Source organism: Bradyrhizobium sp. SZCCHNGR1005 (assembly GCF_032489995.1).
Taxonomy (GTDB): domain Bacteria; phylum Pseudomonadota; class Alphaproteobacteria; order Rhizobiales; family Xanthobacteraceae; genus Bradyrhizobium.
Genome location: NZ_JAUEZC010000008.1, coordinates 142,905 through 158,936 on the forward strand (window position 1 = coordinate 142,905; position 16,032 = coordinate 158,936).

The following is a 16,032-nucleotide window of genomic DNA, read 5'->3' on the forward strand; positions in this document are numbered from 1 at the left end:
GAAAGGCTTACCCGATGTCCATCGAATTCATCGGTTTCATCTCCAACAACAACTCCTCCGAGACCATCGTCCGCAACGGCCCGGTGCTCGATCCCATCCATATTGAGACGGTCGCGAAGGCGCATGAGAATGCCGGTTTCGACCGCGCGCTGCTGGCATTCCACTCGACGACGCCGGACAGCCTGCAAGTTGCCCAGCACGTGTTGGGTGTGACCGAGAGGCTGAACGTGCTGATCGCGCAGCGGCCGGGCTTCACCGCGCCGACCTTGCTGGCCCGTCAGTTCGCGGTGCTCGATCAGTTCTCGCGGGGACGCGTCGCTCTGCACGTCATCACCGGCGGCAATGCCGCCGAGCTGCACCAGGACGGCAATACGCTCGACGACAAGGACGAACGCTATGCCCGCACCAGCGAGTTTCTCGATGTGGTGCGCTCCGAATGGAGCAGTGACAAGCCATTTAGCTATGCGGGCAAATATTATCAGGTCGAAAATGGCTTCTCCCAGGTGAAGCCGTATCGGCCGGAAGGCATCCGGATCTATTTCGGCGGAGCGTCCGATGCGGCGATCGAGGTCGCCGGCAAGCATGCCGACACCTTTGCGCTGTGGGGTGAATCCTACGCACAGGTCCGGGAGCAGACCGCGCGTGTGCGTGCGGCAGCCGCGCAGCACGGCCGGCCGGCGCCGCGCTTTTCGTTGTCGGTACGGCCGATCCTCGCCGATACTGAGGAGAAGGCCTGGGCCAAGGCGCAGGATATCCTGGAGCGCGCCACCGCGCTGCAGGACCAGACAGGCTATCGCAAGCCGGCGGACGGTCATGCCACGGCGGGCGCCAAGCGGCTGCTTGCGATCGCCGAGCAGGGCAAGCGCGTCGACAAGCGGCTGTGGACCGAGATCGCCAAGCTCACCGGCGCCAACAGCAACACCACCGCGCTGGTCGGAACGCCGGAGCAGGTGGCCGACGTGTTCGGCGACTATTACGACCTCGGCATCAGCCATTTCCTGATCCGCGGCTTCGATCCCCTGATCGACGCGATCGAATATGGCCGCGAGCTGATTCCGCTGACCCGTCAGCTCATTGCAGAACGGCAGCGCACCCGGGGAGTGGCGGCGGAATGATGCGCCTGTTCGTTATCGCCGGGCTTCTGCTCGGGCTCGTCACCTCGGCCGATGCGCAGGTGAGCCTGCGGGTCGGCGATCAGAAGGGCAATGCGCGCGCTGTGATGGAGGCGGCCGGCGTGCTCGACGACGTGCCCTACAAGATCGAGTGGAAGGAGTTTGCCGCGGCAGCTCCTTTGCTTGAAGCATTGGGGGCGGGAGCCATCGAAACCGGACTGGTTGGCGATGCGCCCTTCACCTTCGCCGCGGCCTCGGGCGTGCCGGTGAAGGCGATCGCCGCCATTCGGCAGACCCAGGAGGGGCTTGCGATCCTCGTGCCTGAGAGTTCCTCGATCAGAAGTTTCGACGAGCTGAAAGGCAAGAAGGTCGCGACCGGCCGCGGTTCGATCGGGCACCAGCTGGTCCTTGCTGCACTCGAGTCCAGGGGCTGGACAGTGAACGACGTCCAGCTCGTCTTCCTGGCGCCGTCCGACGCGAAAGTGGCGTACACGCAAGGTTCAGTGGATGCCTGGTCGACCTGGGAGCCCTATGTGAGTCAGGAGGAAGTACTGTTCAAGTCGCGCCGGATCATTACCGCTGAGGGGCTGACCCCGGGACTCAGCTTCCAGGTTGCGACGCCGGGCGCGATCAAGGAGAAGCGGGAGGCGCTTGCAGACTTCGTACGGCGGCTGCGCGATCGCGCGCGCCTGGTCGCAGGACCATGTCGAAGGCTATGCCGAGACATGGGGCAAGCTGATGAACATCCCGCCGGCGGTGGCCTTGAACTGGCTGAAGCGCGCCAGGATACGGATCGCGCCGATTGATGACACAGTCGTCGCGGACGAGCAGAGCACGATTGATCTCTACGTCCGTACCGGTCTCATCAAGCAGCAGCTCAAGGCCTCCGACATCGTCGACCGCTCGTTCACTGAGGCCATTGCCAAGGGCACGGGCCTGTAGTCGAGGCGACTACGCTGGAGCTAGGAGGTCTGCCACGGCCTTTCGTGCGATCGCATTCTCCTCCGGCAGGCCGATCGAGATGCGCACCCAATTGTCGAGCGGCGGCTGGGCGCGGCCGATGAGAATGCCCTGTGCGGCGAGCGCGGCTGCGACCTTCTGCTGCGGCTGTCCGGCATCGAAGAAGACGAAGTTGCCGTATGAATTGGTGAAGCGGACCTTCCGCTCGCGAAACAACTGATGCCAGGCCTCGCGCTCGGCCGTTACCTTGTCGCGTATCGAGGCGACATAGCCTGCATCAGCGAGGCTCGCGGTTGCCGCGACCAGGCTGAGCCGGTTCAATCCGAAGAAGGCGCCTATGCCCATCTGCTTCAAGGAGGCGGCAAGCTCCTTCGGGGCAAGTGTGTAGCCAATGGCAAGGCTGGCCAGTCCGTAAATCTTCGAGAAGGTTCTGAACACGGCGACATTGGCACCATCGCGGACCAGACCTGCGACGGTCCGTTGTTCGAAATCCGGGGTGAATTCGAGATAGGCTTCATCGACGATGACGAGCGTTCGCTTGGCCATCTCGCGGACGGCGTCGGCGAACTCTTTGATGTCGCTGACCGTGCCTGAAGGATTGTGCGGGTTCACCAGATAGACGGCGCGGGTATGGGAATTGATCCGACCCGCAAGGGCAGGCAGGTCGTTTTCGAGCCGATGGTTCAAGGGGACACCGACCACGACGCCGCCGGCGGGTGCGACGGCATCGACCAGTGCGGTATAGCCCGGCTCGGAATAGACGAATTCGCCGTCCGGCCCACCATGCGCGGACAGATAAAGCCCGAGCACGTCGAGGTTCTCGCCGAGCACGATCTGCTCCGGCCGGATGTCTTCGCGCGCGGCGATCGCGTCGGTCAGCCCTGTCAGTTCGTCACCGGTATAGCGGCTGAGGCCGGCAAGATGCGTCCGGATGGCTTCCACGGCCTGAGGTGACGGCCCAAAGGGATTTTCGTTGAGGGCAAGCCGGATGGGATTGTGTGACGATGTGCTGGCCATGGCAGGATGTACCAAATTGAGGGCCGCCACCGTCGTCGTGAGCAACAGCCATTCGCGACGATCGAGATGAGCCACGTTTTGCTCCCACGGCGGGACCGAACTGACGCCGAAGTCTGCCGTCCGCATGACGATCGCGCAACCCGATGCCGGTCACCGTGAAGTGAGGGGTGCGATGTTTGTGGTTACAGTCGCAATGTCGCCGGTCAGCCCCGTTCCGGATAGCCGTGCAGCATCAGGCGGTCGGAGCGCACCTCCCAGCGTTCGAGCCGGTCCAGGAAACTCATGCCGAGCAGGTTGGTCTTCATCTGGCCGTGCGGCACCACCAGCGCCGGCACTGAGCGCTCGACCAGCTTGCCGACCGCCAGCCGATCAAGCGTCAGGCGGGCGGCCTTGGTGTGGCCGCCGGCGGTCTCGACATCGACGTCGTAATCGAGCAGTTCGAGCGGAAGCCCTGCAGCTTTTGCGGTCTCATAGGTCAGCACGACGGAGGTTGCGCCGGTATCGACCACCATCGGAGCTGTGATCCCGTTGATCTTGGCGCGCAGCGTGAACTCTCCGCCTTGGCCGCGCTGGATCTCGACCGCGCTTGCCTTCATCCTGCTTGCGCTCTTGCGCAGCAACTCCGACACCGTGTCGCTGGCGAGCGCGGCCTGTTCAGGGTCCTTGTAGGCGATCACGGCGCCGGCGGTGATCGCCATCGTCATCAGAACGAGCAGGAGACGGCTCACGGGGCAACTCCAATTGCGACCGAGGCGTTCAACGGCGTTCGCGTGACGGAGCCTGATCCGGCAATCCAGCCTCGTGCATCCGCGCAGGCAGTTCGGCCATCAGCGAACGCCGCTCCGCGTCGTCCATTTGGCTCCAGCGCGCGATTTCCGGCAGCGTGCGGCCGCAGCCGAAGCAGAGGTTGATCTTCGGATCCATCATGCAGATTTTGATGCATGGCGTATCTTTGCTGGTCTCTTGGCTCATCGTTCGAGAATGGAGGAGGTCTTCCCGCCGGTGCAAGGGCCGTCATGTCACAACCCCGTTCCCGCATTCATGATCGGCTTGGCTCGCGGTCGGCGCTTGCCTTCGGTTGCCATCACCACCGGCTCCGGCTGCAGCGGCGGCGCTTCGTCCGACATCGGCCCGAGCGCCGACATCACCCGCTCCGGCGGGAACGTGACGATGACCTCAGTGCCGATTCTGAGCTTCGATTTCAATGTGAAGGTGCCGCCATGCATCTCGATCAGGTTCTTGGCGATGGGCAGCCCAAGGCCTGCGCCCTGTTCGGCCGATTTGATCGAGTTCGAGCCCTGACCAAACGAGGCCAGAACGATCGGAATTTCGTCTTCGGCGATGCCGGAGCCGGTGTCCTTGACGCTGAGATATTGTCCCCCGGAAGCGGTCCAGCCGGCCTTCAGCCAGATATCACCGCCTTGCGGGGTGAACTTGATCGCGTTGGACAACAGGTTGAGCACGACCTGGCGGATCGCGCGCTCATCCGCCCACAGCTTCGGCATGTTGCGCTCGAACACCTCGTGAATCGTCAGCCCGCGGCTGGAGGCGCGCAGTTTGAGCAAGTGATGACAATCCGCCACGACATGCACCAGCGAGACGGCTTCCTCGTTGAGCTCATAGCGTCCCGCCTCGATCCGCGAGAGGTCGAGGATCTCGTTGATCAGGTTGAGCAGGTGCACGCCGGAATTATGGATGTCGGCGGAATATTCCTTGTAGACCGGCACCGCATGCACGCCGAAGATCTCGCTCTTCATCACCTCGGAGAAGCCGAGAATGGCGTTCAGCGGCGTGCGCAGCTCATGGCTCATTTGCGCGAGAAAGCGCGATTTGGCGACATTGGCGGCCTCTGCGCGGTAGCGTGCCTCGTCGGAAATCGCCTTGGCCTGTTCGAGCTCGCCGATCAGCGCATCTTTCTCGGCGCGCGCCTCGAGTGTGGCGAGGGTGGTCGAATGCAGTTGATGCGCGAGCAGTGCGAAATAGCCTTCGGCTGCGATCGCAAACGCGGCCAGGACATAATTGTCGAGCTTGCCTGTCAATGCGAGATTGAGCGCGATAGCGATCGTGACCGGCGTGGTGGCGGCAAGGGCTGCGAGCGGCAGGTTGGCCGCGAGCATGCTGGAGACGGCGATCACCAGCAGCATCAGGAACATCATCAACGTGCCGGAGACGGCCGCCAGCGCCGGGTCGATCAAGATCGCCATCCAGCAGACGCCGTAGAGCAGGTCGAGCAGCAGGAACCGCGTGCGCCAGCGCCGCGTCGCGGCCAATGACGGCTTGTCGGCGAGAAAGCGCTGGCAGGTGCGCACGATTGCGGCGTGGATGCAGAGGATGCCGCAGGTCCAGGCGCCGGCCGCGAGCGGCTTTAGCCAGACGCTGAGCAGCATGCCGGTCGCAACCACCAGCAGCATCACCACGTAGGAAGCGGAGATCCGGGTCTGCGCATATTGGCGCAGCAACTCGCGATCGAAGGCCGGCCGTGTCCCCGAAGTCGACGTCAGCCGGTCGCGCGCCTCACGAACCCGCTGTTGCGCCGCCCGCCGCTGGCTCGCAGACGCGAGCGCCGGCGGGTCGGCCGGAATCTCGACGACCTCAGGCGTTTCAGCGGAGTTACTCATCAGACACACAAGTTCTGCCCGCGGCCGCACGGGCTCTTCGCATTGTCTATAACTGGCCTGAAATCCTTAAGAGGGATTATAGAGAACTGAATATTTCCGTTAACGGCGCGTTAAAGCCGATCTTCGGCCGTGCCGCCGCACCAGGATCATAAGAAAAACGCCCGCGCGAGGCGGGCGTTTGGGTCGTTGTCTGTGAGCCGAGGCGCGACGGCGCTGCTCGATCGTTCCTGCTTATTTTTCCAGGCGCGCGAGCAGGCTCGAAGTATCCCAGCGCTTGCCGCCGAGCTTCTCGACCTCCGAGTAAAATTGGTCGACCAGCGCGGTCACCGGCAGATGCGCGCCGTTGCGGCGGGCCTCGCTGAGGCAGATCGACAAATCCTTGCGCATCCATTCCACCGCAAAACCAAAGTCATACTTGCCTTCATTCATGGTCTTGTAGCGGTTTTCCATCTGCCAGGACTGCGCCGCGCCCTTGGAGATGGTTTCGATCACGGCCGCAACGTCGAGGCCGGACTTCTTCGCGAAATGGATGCCTTCCGACAGACCCTGAACGAGCCCGGCGATGCAGATCTGGTTGACCATCTTGGTGAGCTGGCCGCTGCCCGCGGGGCCGAGCAGCTTGCACATGCGGGCGTAGGCGGCGATGACCGGTTCGGCGCCGGAATAGGCGTCCTGGGTGCCGCCGCACATCACGGTGAGCACGCCGTTCTCGGCGCCGGCCTGTCCGCCGGACACGGGAGCATCGACGAATTTGAAGCCAGCCTTGGTCGCTGCGGCATCGAGTTCACGCGCCACTTCGGCAGAGGCGGTGGTGTGGTCGACGAAGGTTGCGCCCTTGGCCATGCCGGCAAAGGCGCCATCGGGGCCGATCGTCACCGAGCGCAGATCATTGTCATTGCCGACGCAGCACATGACGAAATCCTGCCCCTCGGCGGCCTGCTTCGGCGTCGGCGCGGTCTTGCCGCCGAACTTGTCGGCCCATTCCTTCGCCTTGGCCGCGGTGCGGTTATAGACCGTGACCTCGTGACCGCCTTTTTTCACGAGATGTCCTGCCATGGGAAAACCCATGACGCCGAGACCGATAAAAGCGACTTTAGCCATGTGAGCTACCTTGGGTTTGCCGGCGGCCTTGCGCTGGCCGGCCTGTTCTCATCCAAATACGCTGCAAGGACCAGCCCGGCTGGGAACCGCGGCGGCCGCTTGGGAGGGGCACCATAAACGCTGAGCCCATAAGGGCAATGCCCAGCTACGAACGGCTCGCAACCTTGTGCTAAGGTTTTGCCGTCAGCGAGGCTTGCAAAGCCGTCATCCGACAACGAAATCCGCCAGACGGGCAGACAACAGGGAGTGTTTCGCATGAGCATCAGCGTAGGCGTGCTCGACCATTTCAACATCCGAACCCGCAATCTTGCCGACACGGTTCGCTTTTACGAGGACGTGCTGGGGCTGGAGAATGGCCCGCGGCCGAATTTCGGCTTCCCCGGTGCCTGGATGTACAGCGAGGGCCGGCCGGTGGTGCATCTGGTCGACATCGCCCCGACCTCGGAGCCGCAGAAGCCGGATTCCGGCGTGGTCCATCACGTCGCTTTCGTCAGCCGCGGCTTTGCCGGGATGAAAGCGCGGCTTGCCGCCAAGGGCATGCCGTTCGATGCAAGGCAGGTCCCGGGCGGCGAGCTCTGGCAGATCTTCGTGCGCGATCCCAACGGGGTGACCATCGAGCTCAATTACGAGGCTGCCAAGGAGCAGGGCGATTCTGCACCGGTCGAGACGGATTCCGATATTGGAACCAAGGTGGCATTTTGAGCCGACGCGCTTTATTGGAAGCGTCCAAGCGGGGGCCGGACCGAACCGGTCGGACCGGAAGATCATGTCCAATCAGCGGGATGGAGCGCGGTGATGTGGCGCGCTCTTAAGTTTTTCAGGAGAGGCGTCGTGAGCGTCAACCAGCAGCAGGTTCTCGAAGCACTGAAGCGGGTTCGCTCGCCGCGCGGAGTGGCGTTGCCGGACGCCAATGTCCTGTCTCCGATCACCGCCAATGATGGCAAGGTGTTCTTCTCGATCAATGTCGATGCGGCGGAGGCGCGCGCCTGGGAGAACACCCGGGCCCAGGCCGAGGCCGCCGTCCGCGCCATCCCCGGCGTGACGATGGCGATGATCGCGTTGACCGCCGAGCGCAAGCCGGGCGCCTCGTCGCCACCACCACCACGGAGCTCCGGTGTGCAGCCTGTCGCAGCCCATCGACCGCCGCCGCAGCATCCCGCGGGCTCGCCGATGGCGCGCCAAACCGAGATTCCCGGCATCGGTGCCGTCATCGCGGTGGCATCGGGCAAAGGTGGGGTCGGCAAGTCGACCACCGCGATCAACCTTGCGTTGGCGTTGCGCGATCTTGGGCTCAAGGTCGGGCTGCTCGATGCCGACATCTATGGTCCGTCGATTCCGCGCTTGACCGGTCTGCGCGACAGGCCCGAACTCGACGACGCCAAGAAGATGATCCCGCTGCAGCGTTTTGGGCTTGCGATCATGTCGATCGGCTTCCTCGTGGAGGAGGAGACCGCCATGATCTGGCGCGGGCCGATGGTGATGTCGGCCATCAACCAGATGTTGCGCGACGTCGCCTGGGGCACGCTCGACGTGCTGGTGGTGGATATGCCCCCCGGCACTGGCGATGCGCAGCTGACGCTGGCGCAGAACGTGCCGCTCAAGGGCGCGGTGATCGTTTCGACGCCGCAGGACCTGTCGCTGATCGATGCACGGCGGGGGCTGGCGATGTTCCGGAAGGTGGATGTGCCGGTGCTCGGCATCATCGAGAATATGAGCTACTTCCAGTGCCCGCATTGCGGCACCCGCTCGGACATTTTCGGCCATGGCGGGGCGCGACACGAGGCGGAGCGGCTCGGCGTCCCGTTCCTGGGCGAGATCCCCCTGCACATGGATATCCGCGCCTCCTCGGATGCCGGCAATCCTGTCGTCGTCAGCGAACCCGACGGCCCGCATGCGGCAGTCTATCGTGCCATTGCGAAACAGGTACGCGAGCAGCTCGAGGGCGCCATCGCCGCGGCTTGATGCGTTGCAGCATCCATAGCTGGCTCCGAAATGTGGCCTACTGCGATGGTCGCGTTTTCGCATCGACGGTTCCGTGCTAAGGCGGCGCGGCCGGAGCGCCTTCGGCCAGATGCGGGACACGCGCATCGGCGAATGAGCGCGACTTTTTCAAACGGGAAGAACGCCCAACAAGGAGATGGCTTAATGAAGCGTCGTGATTTTCTGAAGGTATCGGCTGCCGGTGCGGCGGCAACGGCCGCGGTGGCCTCGCCGGCGATCGCGCAGTCGATGCCGGAGATCAAATGGCGGTTGACCTCGAGTTTTCCGAAGTCGCTGGACACGATCTATGGCGGCGCTGAGTATATGGCGAAGCAGGTCGCCGAGATGACCGATAACAAGTTCCAGATCCAGGTCTTCCAGGCCGGCGAGCTGGTTCCCGGCCTGCAGGCGCTCGACGCGACCTCCAAGAACACCGTCGAGATGTCCCACACGGTCTCCTATTATTACGTCGGTAAGGACCCGACCTACGCGATCTTCGCCTCGGTCCCGTTCGGGCTGAATGCGCGTCAGCAGAATTCCTGGTGGTACCAGGGCGGCGGCATGGAGCTTGCCAACGAATTCTACAAGAAGTCGGCCAACGTCATTGCTTTTCCGTGCGGCAATACCGGCACCCAGATGGGCGGCTGGTTCCGCAAGGAGATCAAGACCGTCGCTGATCTCTCGGGCCTGAAATTCCGCATCGGCGGTATCGCCGGCCAGGTGCTTCAGAAGCTCGGCGTCGTTCCGCAGCAGCTCGCCGGCGGCGACATCTATCCGTCGCTCGAGAAGGGCACGATCGACGCGGCCGAGTGGGTCGGTCCATACGACGACGAGAAGCTCGGCTTCCAGAAGGTTGCGAAGTACTACTACTATCCGGGTTTCTGGGAAGGCGGACCGACCGTGCATGCCTTCGTCAATCTCGACAAGTACAACGAGCTGCCGAAGAGCTATCAGGCCATTCTCAGCAATGCCGCCAACAACGCCAACACCTGGATGGCGGCACGCTATGACCTGCAGAACCCGGCGGCGCTGAAGCGCCTGGTCGCCGGCGGCACCCAGCTCCGTCCCTTCACCAACGAGGTGCTGGAGGCTTGCCTCAAGGCAACCAACGAGCTGTGGGGTGAAATCTCCGCCAAGAACGCCGATTTCAAGAAGGTCATCGATGCGATGCAGGCGTATCGTTCCGACGAATATCTGTGGTGGCAGGTTGCGGAATACACCTTCGACAGTTTCATGATCCGCTCGCGCACCCGCGGCTGATCGCGCTCACGATCGCTTTAGCTGATCCGAAAGCCCGGCCGTGAGGCCGGGCTTTTTTTGTATTGTGTGCCAGGTTGGACCCGGCGCGGATGACAGGCCTCGGATCAGTGCCTCAGCGCCAGGGAACGTCTCGTCAGTGGCTGTTGCAAGGCGGTTCTTGCGAACACTTCGGTCCTGTAGCGGTCGGCGGCCAACGATGGGCTGGGCTCATCGGAGGCGTCCACCGCCCAAGCACAAATAGGGCGATTGCTCCCCTCGGGCACCGACCAGCGACAGATGAGCCGGGGGCGCGGACGCGCCGCGCGTTGACATGCGGGCCGACAGTTGTCGTTTGCCGGCATGATCGCATCCCGCAGCCGGCGGCGGGATGGAAGCATCTGAAATTTGGGGACTTTCGTAAACATCGCTCACCTCCTTGACCGCGGCTGACGCGGCAGGAAGGGAGCGGAAAGCGGTCACCTAGGTGCGACCGCCAGCCCGCGCGCGGCTGCCGCCGTCGCGATCGATCTCATGATGTGGCGGCAGCGAGGCTCCGATCGAAACAACCGGTCTGGCGCTGCCAAAGCAGGTACTGCCCATGATCTCTTCGTTGGGTTTGAAATACAGCGACGAGCCCGAACGTGCGCGCAACTGCGTTGGCGCACATAGGCTCTGTCCCGGCCTAAGTCAAGCATCGAGTCGACGACATCCGCTATCCTGGGGGGAGGATCACCTGCTATCCTCCAACGAGGAGAAGAGACCGCATGCCAGATCAGCCACACGCCGCGATCGCCCGCCGTCTGCGGCGGGCGCGCGGCCATCTTGAAAGCATCATCGCTATGGTCGAGCAGGGCAGTCCATGTGGCAAGATCGCTCAGCAACTGCAGGCCGTCGAGGGGGCGATCGAGAACGCGAAGAAGGCGCTCATCCACGATCATATCAGCCACAGCCTTGAGCGGAGGTTGAGCGCGTCTGGGAGAAAGTCTCAGGCGCAGGCCATGTTAAAGGATTTCAAGCTGATCGCGAAATATCTGTAGGCGACCTTTGGGGGCCGCTTCCCTTGAGACCCGCCGACATGCGCAGATGCGCGCCTATCGGCACCGGGGCGGTGCCCTTGGCCCGGCAGTGTGCCGTCATCATCTGATACTGGCGTCCACGGCCCGCACCGACCCCGCCATCGCTTCGGTCAATACGCAGTCACGCCAGACCGGTGTGGTGCACGCGGCTGGCCAGCTGCCGCCGAGCGCCATGAACAGCGCCGCAGTATCGGATAGTCGCGTCGCCTCAGCCTGGACGCGGGCGATCGCAGTGTTCAGATAGGCCTGCTGCGCATTCAGCACGGTCACCTGAGTGATCTGTCCCAGCGCGAGCTGCTTCTGGATGATGTCGAGCGTCGCCTTGGCGCTATTCTCGGCCTTGATCGCGGCCTGAACCGCGCGAGCGTCTGCCTGAAGGCTGCGCAGGCCGTCAGCGACGTTCTGCAGTGCGGTGATCACGGCCTGGCGGTACAGTGCGCCGGCCTGATCGAGCGCTGCTTCGCTCGATTTCTGGCGGTGGTAGAGCGTGAAGCCGTCGAACACGGTGGAGGTGGCGCTACCCGCGACCGTGTAGAACAGCGTGCCTGGCGTGAGCAACTCGGCCGCCTTGAATGCGCTGCTGCCGGGATTGCCCGATAACGTGATGTTGGGAAGCCTGGCCGCGATGGCGACCCCGACCAGCGCGCTCGTGGAATGCAGGTTGGCCTCGGCGGCCTTGATGTCCGGCCGTTGCGCGACGAGCGCTGCAGGCAGGCTCACCGGCAGATTTCGCGGCAACGACAAGTGTTCGAGATCGAACTTCTCGAGAATCTCGTTCGCGGAGAATTGTCCGGCCAGAGCCGTCAAGAGATCGCGCTGGATTGCGAGCTGCTTCTGCAGCGGCGGCAAGGTCTGTTCGATCTGCGCCAGTGCCGTCTCCTGGGTCAGGACGTCCACCTGCGCGGCCTGACCTGCCTTGAACTGGCTCTGCAGGATACCGAGGATGTCGCGTTCGATCTTGATGATGTGCTCCGTGGCCGCAATCTGTCCGCGTAACGAGGCTTCCTGGATCGCCGCAGTCACCACGTTGGCGGTGAGCGTCAGATAGGCCGCCTCGAGCTGGAATTGCGACTGATCGGTGAGCGCATCGAGACTTTCGACCGAGCGCAGATTCTGTCCCCAGATGTCGGGCACGAAGCTGATCGTCAGCTGTGCGGTATGCAGGGTATAGCGCGACTGCGGCGGATCGCCCGGGCCCTGCTGGGTGGCCATGTTGGACGACTGCTGGTCCGCCACATTATAGTTTGCGCCGACCTGTGGATAGAACAGGCCGCGCTGGGCCAGCGCATTCTCGTTCGCGATGCGGATCGCGGCATCGGCCGATGCAAGCGTCGGATTGTGCTCGATCGATTGCCGGATGAGCGCATTGAGCGGTTGGGAGCGAAACGCCGCCCACCACCGCACCGGAATCTGGGCACGGGGAATGAATCGTTGTCCTGGGACGCGCGGTCCTTCGCGATCCGTACGCGGCGAGGTCAGCGGCTCCGGCGTATATCCGGTTACATCGGGAGCGGGCGGCGGAGTGAAATCAGGGCCGACAGCACAACTTGCGAGCATCAGTCCAGCCGCCGCGGTGGCTGCCAGATGCAGTCGCGCCTTGCGGGTCCTGCGTGCGAGGCCAAACCGAAGCGGAACGACAATGGTGCGCATTGGTCCGGACACCCTATTCCGCGGGTGCCGGAGGCGTGGCGGTCACGTCATCGACATTTGCGACCGTATGGTCATGCGCCAGGAAGATGCGCCGCAACGCCGGCGCAACGATCAACAACAGGGCGGGGCCGATGAACATGCCGCCGACAACGACGGTGGCGAGCGGTCTCTGCACCTGACTGCCGATCCCGTGTGAGAGCGCCGCCGGAAACAGGCCGACACCGGCCGACAGTGCTGTCATCAGCATCGGCCGCATCCGTTGCTCAGAGCCGCGAAATACGGCGTCCGCCACGCTGAGGCCGGTGGCCCGCAGTTCTCGGAAATAGGTGATGTTGAGGATACCGTCCATGACGGCGACGCCGAACAGCGAGATGAAGCCGATCGCCGCCGAAATGGAGAAATCAAGGTCGGCGAAATAGAGCGCGATCAGGCCGCCGCCGATCGCGAACGGAATGCCGGCGAGCGCCAGCAGGCTGTCACGCAGCGAATTGAACAGGCCGTAGAGCAGCACGAAGATCAGCAGCAGGGTAATCGGCACTACGATGATGAGGCGAGCTTTTGCCGCCTCCAGATTGTCGAACTCGCCTGACCAGACGATGCGGTAGCCGCTCGGAAGCTGCACGGCCTGCGTCACCCGTTCTTGAGCTTCCTTGACGGTACTGCCGAGATCGCGCCCTCTGACGCTGAACTTGATCGGGATGTAGCGTTGGCTGAGCTCGCGATAGATGAAGAGCGCGCCGGTATCGAGCGAGATATCGGCGAGTTCGGAAAGCGGGATGTAGGCGTTGGTGCCGGATGGCGTCGCATAAGCGACCTTGATGTCCTTGACCGCATCGATGCTCTTGCGGAATTTCGCATCGAGTCGGACTGCGACGGCGAAGCTGCGGTCCCCCTCCAGCACCGTCGTCGCATTGGTACCGCCGAGTGCCGCCTGTACCACGGTGGTGACATCACCGGTGTTCAGCCCGTAACGCGCAGCCTTTTCGCGATTGACCTTGATGTTGAGGTTCGGTTGGCCGACGAGGTGGAAGATGCCGAGATCGGCGACGCCGCGGACCTTGGCCATCTCTTCCATCACCTTTGCCGCAGTCTCTTCCAGCACCTGCAGATTGGGGCCGATGATCTTGACCGAGTTGGCCCCCTTGACGCCCGAGAGCGCCTCCTCGACATTGTCCTGAATATATTGGGAGAAGTTGAAGCTGATGCCGGGCAGCTCGGCCTCGAATTCCCGCTGCAGCTCCTCGGTGAGCTTCTCTTTCGTCAGTCCAGGTGGCCATTGGTCGAACGGCTTGATCGGCGCGAACAGCTCGACGTTGGAGAAAGGCGAGGCGTCGCTGCCGTTGTCGGGGCGGCCATGCTGCGACACCACGGTGATGATCTCCGGGTGCCGGAGAAGGATCTCCCGCATCTTGCGGGTCGCCTTAGTGCCGGCATCGAGCGAGATCGTCGGCGGCATCGAGGCGCGAATCCAGAAATTACCTTCCTCTAACGCCGGTAGGAACTCGTTGCCGAGGCGACTCGCCGCGAGCCCGCTCAGGCCGAGGAAGATCAGTCCGCCCGCTACCGCGAACCTGACATGGGCGAGCGACCAGTTGAGTACCGGGCCGTAGAGCCCGCGCAGCCCCCGCACGATCATCGTCTCGACTTCCTCGATGCGTCCGGGCAGCAGCAGTGAGGCAAGCACGGGTGTGACCGTGAAGGTTGCGAGCAGTGCGCCTGCGAGCGCATAGCCGTAAGTACGCGCCATCGGCCCGAAGATCTGACCCTCGACGCCTTGCATCGTGAACAGCGGCACGAAAGCCGTGACGGTGATGGCGGCGGTGAAGAAGACCGCCTTGTCGACCTGCAGCGCGCTGACGAAGATCATGCGCAGCCGTTCGCTCCAGTGGCTCGCAGCCGGATGGCCGTGGGTCGCCAGCGTCGGATCGGGGCCCCAATAGCCTTCCGAGAGCCGCTGGAGTGTGATCTGGCGTGCTTGCGGGCTCGACTGCAGATTCCGAAAGATGTTTTCCATCATGATGACGGCGGAATCGACGATGATGCCGAAATCGACCGCGCCGAGTGACAGCAGATTGGCGTCCTCGTTGCGCAACACCAGGATGATGATGGCGAAGAACAGTGCAAAGGGAATGTTCGCGGAGACGATCAAAGCGCTCCTGAGATCACCCAGGAAGATCCATTGGATGGCGAACACCAGGATGCAGCCGAACACCAGGTTGTGCAGTACCGTGTGCGTGGTGACGCCTACGAGCGAGCTGCGATCGTAATAGGGCACGACCCTGACGCCCGGCGGTAGCGTGCCGTCACTGTTGAGTTTCTCGACTTCGGCTTGTACTTTCGGGATGATGGCGTTGGTGTGCTGCGTGCGGCCCATCACCACGATCGCTGCGGCGATGTCGTCGTCCTTGTCCTTGCCGGCGATGCCGAGCCGCGGCACATAGCCGACCGAGACCGTGGCGACGTCCTTGATCTGGATCGGCAGCCCGCCCGATTGGGTCAGCACGATGTTCTCGATGTCCTGGACGTGATAGCCCTTGGTGACGTCGTCGGCGCCGCCGGAATCGATCAGGCCGATGCCGCGGATGTTCACCGACTGCTGGCCGATCGCGATTTCGCGCCCGCCGACATTGACGTTGGCATTGCCGAGTGCCGAGATGAGCTGCGGCACGGTGATGTTATAGGCTTCCAGCTTCTGGAGATCCGCATCGACATTGAACTGCTTGGTGGTGCCGCCCCAGGAGTTGATCTGGACCACGCCCGGAATGGTCATCAGGCGCCTGGCGACCACGTAATCCTGCAGGGTCCGCAGATTGGTCAGCCCGAAATTGGGCGGTCCGACCAGCTGATAGCGGTAGATTTCGCCGACTAGGCTCGACTGCTGGATGGTCGGAACCAGATTGCCCGGCAGCTGAATATTTTGCTGGATGCTGTTGGCGGTCTGCGTCAGCGCGAAATAGTAATCGACACCATATTTGAAGGTGACGCGGACGAAGGACAGCCCATAGAACGAGGTCGAGCGGATATTGGCGACGCCGGGCGTCGGATAAAGCCCGACTTCCATGGGGATGGTGTAGTACTTCTCCATTTCTTCGGCCGAAAGGCCGGGCGCCTGCGCAGTGATCTCCAGGATTACCGGAGCCGGATTGGGATAGGCTTCGATATTCAGCTTGACGAAGGCGGCGACGCCGGCGGCACAAAATACCAGCAGGCCCAGCGCGACGATGGCGCTGCGCGTCAGACCGAACTGGATGATGCTCTTGACCACGACCGGCTACTTTT

The 16,032-nt window shown here is 63.1% G+C and carries 12 protein-coding genes and 1 pseudogene; 6 read left to right on the top strand and 7 right to left on the bottom strand.

The window, feature by feature from the left end; translation table 11 throughout:
* Nucleotides 1–14 precede the first annotated feature (14 nt).
* Both QXZ85_RS27765 and QXZ85_RS27770 read left to right on the top strand, forming a co-directional pair.
* Entirely contained in the window at nt 15–1,115 is a 1,101-nt protein-coding gene (locus QXZ85_RS27765; RefSeq protein ID WP_315705185.1) for an LLM class flavin-dependent oxidoreductase, read from the top strand.
* Nucleotides 1,112–2,054: pseudogene (locus QXZ85_RS27770) on the top strand (ABC transporter substrate-binding protein). Before QXZ85_RS27765 ends, QXZ85_RS27770 begins: the two are co-directional and overlap by 4 nt.
* A 9-nt stretch (nt 2,055–2,063) precedes the next feature.
* On the opposite strand, the gene QXZ85_RS27775 reads toward QXZ85_RS27770, so the two are convergent.
* The 5 genes from QXZ85_RS27775 to QXZ85_RS27795 all read right to left on the bottom strand — a co-directional run bounded on the left by QXZ85_RS27775 (nt 2,064) and on the right by QXZ85_RS27795 (nt 6,808).
* A complete protein-coding gene (locus QXZ85_RS27775; protein WP_315705470.1) occupies nt 2,064–3,089 on the bottom strand; it encodes a histidinol-phosphate transaminase in 1,026 nt (341 codons plus the stop codon).
* A 203-nt stretch (nt 3,090–3,292) separates the two neighbouring features.
* Complete coding sequence (locus QXZ85_RS27780) at nt 3,293–3,817, bottom strand: TIGR02281 family clan AA aspartic protease (protein WP_315705187.1); 525 nt, start codon at nt 3,815–3,817, stop codon at nt 3,293–3,295.
* A 28-nt stretch (nt 3,818–3,845) separates the two neighbouring features.
* The gene (locus QXZ85_RS27785; RefSeq protein WP_315705471.1) at nt 3,846–4,061 is read right to left on the bottom strand and encodes a DUF1289 domain-containing protein; all 216 of its coding nucleotides are present in this window, start codon (nt 4,059–4,061) and stop codon (nt 3,846–3,848) included.
* 47 nt (nt 4,062–4,108) lie between these two features.
* Complete coding sequence (locus QXZ85_RS27790) at nt 4,109–5,707, bottom strand: HAMP domain-containing sensor histidine kinase (RefSeq protein WP_315705188.1); 1,599 nt, start codon at nt 5,705–5,707, stop codon at nt 4,109–4,111.
* A gap of 231 nt (nt 5,708–5,938) precedes the next feature.
* Nucleotides 5,939–6,808 carry an NAD(P)-dependent oxidoreductase gene (locus QXZ85_RS27795; RefSeq protein WP_315705189.1) on the bottom strand — a complete coding sequence of 290 codons (870 nt, stop codon included), beginning with the start codon at nt 6,806–6,808 and terminating at the stop codon, nt 5,939–5,941.
* 255 nt (nt 6,809–7,063) lie between these two features.
* Between QXZ85_RS27795 and QXZ85_RS27800 the strand changes: the two genes are divergently transcribed.
* The 4 genes from QXZ85_RS27800 (at nt 7,064) to QXZ85_RS27815 (ending at nt 11,064) form a co-directional block, all read left to right on the top strand.
* The gene (locus tag QXZ85_RS27800) at nt 7,064–7,510 is read left to right on the top strand and encodes a VOC family protein (protein WP_315705190.1); all 447 of its coding nucleotides are present in this window, start codon (nt 7,064–7,066) and stop codon (nt 7,508–7,510) included.
* A gap of 129 nt (nt 7,511–7,639) precedes the next feature.
* On the top strand, nt 7,640–8,770 hold the full coding sequence (apbC, locus tag QXZ85_RS27805) for an iron-sulfur cluster carrier protein ApbC (RefSeq protein ID WP_315768116.1): 1,131 nt from the start codon (nt 7,640–7,642) through the stop codon (nt 8,768–8,770).
* Between the two features lie 183 nt (nt 8,771–8,953).
* Nucleotides 8,954–10,048, top strand: a complete 1,095-nt coding sequence (locus QXZ85_RS27810) for a TRAP transporter substrate-binding protein (RefSeq protein WP_315705192.1) — start codon at nt 8,954–8,956, stop codon at nt 10,046–10,048.
* Between the two features lie 743 nt (nt 10,049–10,791).
* Complete coding sequence (locus QXZ85_RS27815; protein ID WP_315705193.1) at nt 10,792–11,064, top strand: metal-sensing transcriptional repressor; 273 nt, start codon at nt 10,792–10,794, stop codon at nt 11,062–11,064.
* 99 nt (nt 11,065–11,163) lie between these two features.
* Here QXZ85_RS27815 and QXZ85_RS27820 read toward each other — a convergent pair whose 3' ends face one another.
* Together QXZ85_RS27820 and QXZ85_RS27825 are read right to left on the bottom strand one after the other, a co-directional pair.
* Nucleotides 11,164–12,753 (bottom strand): efflux transporter outer membrane subunit, encoded by a 1,590-nt coding sequence (locus QXZ85_RS27820; RefSeq protein ID WP_315768115.1) that lies wholly within the window; start codon nt 12,751–12,753, stop codon nt 11,164–11,166.
* 13 nt (nt 12,754–12,766) lie between these two features.
* A complete protein-coding gene (locus QXZ85_RS27825) occupies nt 12,767–16,018 on the bottom strand; it encodes an efflux RND transporter permease subunit (RefSeq protein ID WP_315768113.1) in 3,252 nt (1,083 codons plus the stop codon).
* Between the last annotated feature and the right edge of the window lie 14 nt (nt 16,019–16,032).

Bases quoted from the DNA above. Each gene is read 5' to 3' on its own strand.
- QXZ85_RS27765 (WP_315705185.1), top strand. From the start codon at position 15: ATGTCCATCGAATTCATCGGTTTCATCTCCAACAACAACTCCTCCGAG.
- QXZ85_RS27775 (WP_315705470.1), bottom strand. From the start codon at position 3,089: ATGGCCAGCACATCGTCACACAATCCCATCCGGCTTGCCCTCAACGAA.
- QXZ85_RS27785 (WP_315705471.1), bottom strand. From the start codon at position 4,061: ATGAGCCAAGAGACCAGCAAAGATACGCCATGCATCAAAATCTGCATG.
- QXZ85_RS27790 (WP_315705188.1), bottom strand. From the start codon at position 5,707: ATGAGTAACTCCGCTGAAACGCCTGAGGTCGTCGAGATTCCGGCCGAC.
- QXZ85_RS27795 (WP_315705189.1), bottom strand. From the start codon at position 6,808: ATGGCTAAAGTCGCTTTTATCGGTCTCGGCGTCATGGGTTTTCCCATG.
- QXZ85_RS27800 (WP_315705190.1), top strand. From the start codon at position 7,064: ATGAGCATCAGCGTAGGCGTGCTCGACCATTTCAACATCCGAACCCGC.
- QXZ85_RS27810 (WP_315705192.1), top strand. From the start codon at position 8,954: ATGAAGCGTCGTGATTTTCTGAAGGTATCGGCTGCCGGTGCGGCGGCA.
- QXZ85_RS27815 (WP_315705193.1), top strand. From the start codon at position 10,792: ATGCCAGATCAGCCACACGCCGCGATCGCCCGCCGTCTGCGGCGGGCG.
- QXZ85_RS27820 (WP_315768115.1), bottom strand. From the start codon at position 12,753: ATGCGCACCATTGTCGTTCCGCTTCGGTTTGGCCTCGCACGCAGGACC.